General features: G+C 40.6%; 10 protein-coding genes. 1 reads left to right on the top strand and 9 read right to left on the bottom strand.

Annotation, left to right across the window (positions count from 1 at the left end; genetic code table 11):
• Nucleotides 1–84, top strand: an 84-nt coding sequence (locus ACFPXP_RS08625; protein ID WP_379893747.1) for an IS3 family transposase, incomplete at its 5' end; no start/stop codon positions are given.
• An 11-nt stretch (nucleotides 85–95) separates the two neighbouring features.
• Here ACFPXP_RS08625 and ACFPXP_RS08630 read toward each other — a convergent pair.
• The 9 genes from ACFPXP_RS08630 to ACFPXP_RS08670 form a co-directional block, all read right to left on the bottom strand.
• Nucleotides 96–839, bottom strand: coding sequence for an ABC transporter substrate-binding protein (locus ACFPXP_RS08630; protein ID WP_379893821.1), 744 nt, complete (start codon nucleotides 837–839; stop codon nucleotides 96–98).
• Nucleotides 836–2104: a diguanylate cyclase domain-containing protein gene (locus ACFPXP_RS08635; protein ID WP_379893822.1), complete on the bottom strand. Its 1269-nt coding sequence runs from the start codon at nucleotides 2102–2104 to the stop codon at nucleotides 836–838. Before ACFPXP_RS08635 ends, ACFPXP_RS08630 begins: the two co-directional genes overlap by 4 nt.
• 75 nt (nucleotides 2105–2179) lie before the next feature.
• Nucleotides 2180–2722, bottom strand: coding sequence for a hypothetical protein (locus tag ACFPXP_RS08640; RefSeq protein WP_379893823.1), 543 nt, complete (start codon nucleotides 2720–2722; stop codon nucleotides 2180–2182).
• 236 nt (nucleotides 2723–2958) lie between these two features.
• Nucleotides 2959–3783: a DUF817 domain-containing protein gene (locus tag ACFPXP_RS08645; RefSeq protein ID WP_379893824.1), complete on the bottom strand. Its 825-nt coding sequence runs from the start codon at nucleotides 3781–3783 to the stop codon at nucleotides 2959–2961.
• Nucleotides 3776–4000 carry a helix-turn-helix domain-containing protein gene (locus tag ACFPXP_RS08650; protein ID WP_379893825.1) on the bottom strand — a complete coding sequence of 75 codons (225 nt, stop codon included), beginning with the start codon at nucleotides 3998–4000 and terminating at the stop codon, nucleotides 3776–3778. The genes ACFPXP_RS08645 and ACFPXP_RS08650 overlap by 8 nt, the downstream gene beginning before the upstream one ends.
• A 10-nt stretch (nucleotides 4001–4010) precedes the next feature.
• Nucleotides 4011–4493, bottom strand: a complete 483-nt coding sequence (locus ACFPXP_RS08655; protein WP_379893826.1) for a DUF2975 domain-containing protein — start codon at nucleotides 4491–4493, stop codon at nucleotides 4011–4013.
• A 199-nt stretch (nucleotides 4494–4692) separates the two neighbouring features.
• Nucleotides 4693–5163, bottom strand: coding sequence for a CBO0543 family protein (locus tag ACFPXP_RS08660; RefSeq protein WP_379893827.1), 471 nt, complete (start codon nucleotides 5161–5163; stop codon nucleotides 4693–4695).
• The gene (locus ACFPXP_RS08665; RefSeq protein WP_379893828.1) at nucleotides 5160–5651 is read right to left on the bottom strand and encodes a CBO0543 family protein; all 492 of its coding nucleotides are present in this window, start codon (nucleotides 5649–5651) and stop codon (nucleotides 5160–5162) included. The genes ACFPXP_RS08660 and ACFPXP_RS08665 overlap by 4 nt, the downstream gene beginning before the upstream one ends.
• 175 nt (nucleotides 5652–5826) lie before the next feature.
• On the bottom strand, nucleotides 5827–5934 hold a 108-nt coding region (locus ACFPXP_RS08670; protein WP_379893815.1), incomplete at its 5' end, for an IS3 family transposase.

Raw genomic sequence — 5934 nt, forward strand, 5'->3', positions numbered from 1 at the left:
TTCTATAATGGAAAAAGAATCCACTCCTCTATAGGGTATTTCACTCCAAATCAATACGAACGTATGTTTCATCCGGCTGCGTAATTCTCTCGATTTTATGTGTCCAATCTATTGACAGAGGTCCATTGTCCTAGGATATAACCAAGCTCCTTATCAAAATAATTGGAACCTCGATGGATAAGAGATAATAAACTATGTGTTGACTCAAAAATATAATGACCCGATTCTTTTAACGCTCGCGCCAGTTCAATCCAGTTTTCTTGATCCTGCAAATAGATCGCTAATTGCTCTGGATCGCTCGGGAAGCCTTCCTTTTCCAAAATATCCGCACGATAATAGGTGACGTACGGAAAATTTAAAATGGGCATGGCAAACATTTTGTCCTCATGAAAGGACTTATAATTTTCAAATAATCCTCTAGGCAGCTTTTCGAAAAATACCGGATCGGCTTCCTGTTTTCCTAGCAAATCGACGAAGCCGTCAATCCCCGAAAAATCCCCCAAATTCCCATCATTAATTAAAATGATATCCGGCGGTTGTTTTTGGCCAATGCTGTCTATATATTTCCCGATCATTTCACTTTGATCGATTTCAACCACGTTCAATTCAACATCGGGATACATCTGACCAAAGGTCTGTATCTGGTTCACGAAAATATGGGCAGGAGCCCAAATGGTTAAGGATGTTGGACCTTCATCCGCTTCCACCTGGTTGTCCCCTTCTTCCGCATCCAATGCTTTATACGGCGCCAGTTTTTCATTGGTAGATATGCTGCTGCACCCTATGATTGCAAAGACGACGACTGTAAATAAAATGGTCAGTTTACCGATTCTGTTCATCGTGAATCATCCTCATCATTGAAGAACTGAATACCGTTTTTTCCTGATTTCTTCACTCTATACATCGCTGAGTCCGCATTTTTAATCATTTTCTCCACATTATCGCCATCTGCAGGGAATAGGCTGACACCCATACTCATCGAAATGGTGTATGAGTTATCAAAGAGAATCATAGGTTCCCGCATGGCATCTACCAATTGAGTGCACCATCCTTGGGTTTGCAGCAGATCTGTATTCTTAATCATTAAAATAAATTCATCACCGCCAAGTCGGTAAGCCTTCATTTTGTGCTGATCCACTTGGTTCATGAATGCTTGCAGCCTATGTGCGAATATTATCAACAATTCATCCCCAGCACCATGTCCTAATGAATCATTGATATCTTTAAATTGATCGAGATCCATATAAACGACCGCAAATTCTTCATCATGTTGTTTGGAATCGAGAAGCAGCTGTTCGATATCCTCTTGAAATGTACGCCGATTTAAGAGACCTGTTAATTCATCATAGCGTGCTAAATATTCTAATTGCTTTTGCGATTCGACTAATTCCTTTGTTCTTTCAGTTAATAGATGATTTCTCTTCTTCGCCTCTTGAAACATCTGCTTGAGTGTTTTCGCTGCAGCTTCGAAATTCCGGATCAGTGCATGCACCTCATGGATTCCGCTTTCTCTAACCTCGAATTTCTCCTCTTGCTCCATTCGCTTCGGAAGGTCCACTGTCATCTGCGTAAGGCGTGATAACGATTTGGTTAAGATCCGTTTGCACAGGAACGCAAAACTAACGGCCACCAAAAATAATAGTAACGTGGCCTGAAAATAGAGGATCATGATTTCTAAATGAAAGAATAATAGTCCCTCTATGGGCACGAGACAATAAATGTGCAGGTTTGAAATCGTCATCGTCGTGAAGTAATACCCATCCGACCAATCTGCTAAATGATTGCGCTTTTCCGGAAGCCAAACCGATATTTCATTATCCAATTCCGCCACATATCCACCATCAAACAAGGTGAACGTACCTTCCACAAGTTCATTCGAACCACTCGATACGAATATTTGACGATTCGGATTCACTACATAGATCTGCAAATCATTTTGTGTTGTAATATGATCAAACATTTCCTTCAAATAAGCTTTTTGGACGATAGACCCTAATTCTAACTTTTGGAGTTCCTTTTGGTCCATTCCGTTGATTCTTTCTTCTACTCTTTTGGAGGTCATGTTCATTTCTTTTTTCAACTGTTCGACCATGTTATGTTCCATTAAGTTGACATTGTAGACGATAAAACAAAACATAGGGGCAGTACTGCGGAAATAAAAATCACATACGTAATAATTTCACCAAAAAAATAGCGCTTTCTTTTTGACAAAAAAACGGCTGCCGATGGGAAGTAGAGGAATGACAGTTGAAACAACCTCTGCAATAATGACGCATATCAATGCATTGACTAAATAAGTTAATAGAGCCAGCCAAGTGAATATAAATTCATCCAATAGATGATGAGTGGTGAAATAGCATGCAATGGGCCCAGCGATGAACCAAAACAGCAAGTCCCACCATAAAAGTTCCTTCCCTTTCCAACGAAGGAAGGCAACGACAAACGATATTTCCAACAATGCAAAAATAAATCTTGTTCCATGAAAAGAACCCATGAAATAACAAGTGAGATAGATGATTGAAACGGCAATGAGGGCCTTACGGTAGCCAAACAATCGAAATACAATAAAATAAAATACGGCGGTAAAGGTAAAATGAACATCAAAAATAAGATACAAGGGGTTATTTTCTGCGGCAATGCCTAAAACAATGAATACGAAAAGGATCATCGCGTGAACCAGGCTATTTTGGTGGTTTCCCCCCCATACCGTTCCCTCCATCATAAGTACATTTCTTATGTAACGAATGATTAAAACATCCCCATCCAATTTTATTTTATATCCGGTAACTCTGCATTGTTTTGCCACGATTTTAGATCTGATATCCTAATTATGTTAGTACTATTGTACTAACAATATATCAAAATAGGCTCTTAAATCAATGATAAAAATCATTCGCTATATATAAGGATCATGAAAGGAATAAAACGGTCTAAAAAAAAGCCGGAATCCTTATGATCTTAATAAGGATCCGACTTTTTCCCTTTTACCAGCTTTAACGTTGCTACGATCAGGAAGCTGACAATTACTAATAAGAGCCATGAGCTCACCTTTCCTAAATGGACGAGACTCCATGCATCGGTTTGGTTGGGATATTCCCAAGCTCTGAAGAACGTTGCGATATTTTCGGCGATCCATATAAAAAATCCGATGAGTACAAATGAAAGTGCGAGCGGCATACGGTATCGTGTTCCATTCACCTCGTATGCGACCCAAGACTTCCAAAAGACGATCACGACAAGTCCGGATAACCACCAGCGAACATCCATCCAATAATGGTGGGTGAAGAAATTCAAATAAATCGCTGCCGCAAGGGGAACAACAGCCATAAACGGAGGCCACTTCACCAGCTCCACCTTCAGCCTCCTCCACGCCTGGCAAAGGTAACTTGCTACACTTGCGTACATGAATCCGCTATACAAAGGGACTCCAAAAATTTTAGAAAATCCTTCTTCTGGATAAGACCATGAGCCCATATGTACCTTGAAAAGTTCAAGAGCGAGCCCAATCAGGTGGAACAGTGTGATCACTTTGAGTTCATCCCGCGTTTCAAGCCCGAAACGCACCATCCACCACTGCATCAGAAGGCAGATGATGAGCAGCCAGTCATACCTCGGCAGGAAGGGAAGCGGCATGATTTGGGTCATCGCCAATGACGCAAAAATAACGACTGGAAACAAACAGGACAGGGCTTGCTCGTAGCCGAAACGAACGAGTTGTTTTACCGCTCTCTTGAGTTGTGCCTCCATTCCATTGGATCTTGAATATCGCTCCGCATCATTCATCTTGGGTGTCTTCATCATTTCGGTATTCTAATATATCACCGGGCTGACATTCTAGAGCCTTGCAAATCGCTTCTAAAGTCGATAATCGAATCGCCTTGGCCTTTCCATTTTTCAAGATTGAGAGATTCGCCATCGTAATTCCCACTCTCTCCGACAGCTCAGTAACGCTCATTTTTCTTTTCGCCAGCATGACATCAATGTTGATAATAATTGCCATGTTATTCACCTCAGACCGTTAAATCATTTTCAGATTTGATATCAATTGCTTCTTGCAAAAGTCTTTGGAGAACGGCGGCAAAGACGGCAATAACCGCTGAGGCAAAAATAACGACCATTCCAAGTACGATGATCCCCGGGGCGTCGTCCTTCTCCGCTACGAGATAGAAGAACGGCATGCCCGCTGCAAATAAGATACAGATGGAAATGGCACAGTATTTTATTTTGTTCAAAGCTTGAACCGAAGATTGCGAAAATGCATTGTTCCCGTCAATATAGCTTAACAATTTAAAAGCTTGATACAGCGCAAAGTAAAAAGGGACCGCTGCTGCATACAAATCGATGAAGATGAGATATCGGATATAAGCAGCATCTGGATACAATTCTGCTGCATAATTCGCCATCCCTGGCACCAAAAATATGCACAAAGCAAGCACCGGGATTCCTATCAGAATGACAGCGATCTTTAGAAAGAGTGTTGAGCCTTGTTTCATAAAAAGCACCTCGCTACACTTTTGATATTTAGAATGTAGCACGAGATTTATCGTTTTACAATAAAGATTTATTGAATTTAATTTCATTATTATTGTTATACAATGCACTTTCGTATCAACGCCAGTTAGTCCATTGGTCCGTATAATAAAAATAGACTGCTCTGCCGAACAGTCTGAGCGCCTTTCTACAATCGTTACGTTATTTCCATAACAATCCTCTAAAAAACCATTTACAGAACCACCTCGACATGAAGAAAGTAATGAATAGTGAGATCCACGTGACGTATCCATTCCAATGTTTGTATTTAATCAGTTCCGTATGCTTCTCCAACCATACTTCCGGGATGGTCAGCACCGTACAATACATGGAATAGTATACAATTTTATATATTGCACTCTTGCTATTAGGGTAGAACGCATTAAATATCCCACAAATCGCAGGATACACGAAAAACTCATAAGTAAAGCTGGCATGATTCACTTCTGCAAAGAGCCGCACAGGGTATGTAATGAAACCGTATTGCACGACAGCCAATCCGATCACCCAAGTGATCGCCTGCTTGAATAAGAAAGCCACAAGTGCGACTCTTCGTTTATTTTTGGGGATGGTAAACAGCAGCCCTGCAGTGACAATCCAAACAATGCATAAAATGATCCATTCTATTCTCATTCCGTTACCTCTTTTTCCCCTCGGAAAAGTGCCCTGCTCTTAAAGAACTGTTGACAGGATATATTCGTTATGGCAAACAAACCAAAAAAGACAATCCATGTCCAATACCATGAATAGTGAATATATTCGATTAAATCGGTATATCGTTCAATGACAATATCTATAGTCGTTAACCCCGTTACCCAAAGAGCCAGATACGCCATCCGGGCCCCCACATGTCGGCTCGGTTCATAGACAACATAGTATCCACAAATCAATGGATAAAAAAAATACTCGGTTGTAACTAATAAATCGGTCGCTTTAGGAAACTCTCGGACTGGAAAAGATAAGAGACCATAATAAACATGAATTAATGTGGTTACCCAAGTTAGCGCCTGACAAAGAAGCATAGTAAACAGCAGTTTTCTCAAATGTTGTTTTGGACAGACCACTACAGATATCACGCCAACACACCACATGAGGGTAATCACGATCCACTCCAAGCTCATATAAAAGCATCCCCCCTATTCAAATCTATTCTTTCTAAAAAGGAAAGCAATTAAACTCATGCTCGATTCTTGCTTGCAATAACACAAAACGGAGGAGCTGCCTCTGAGCTGCCTCCCCCATTTTTTTCAACCTCATATTTAAAGATTCTACGCTTGTTGGATTGTCAACAGTAAATCAGACAACTTTTTTAAGGGCTTGTTTGCGATACTGAACAGGCGTCAAATATCCCAGCGTTCCGTGAATTCGATGCTTGTTAAACCAGTTAACGTAATCGTATAATTC

The sequence above is a fragment of the Marinicrinis lubricantis genome, assembly GCF_042658665.1.
Lineage (GTDB): Bacteria > Bacillota > Bacilli > Paenibacillales > KCTC-33676 > Marinicrinis > Marinicrinis lubricantis.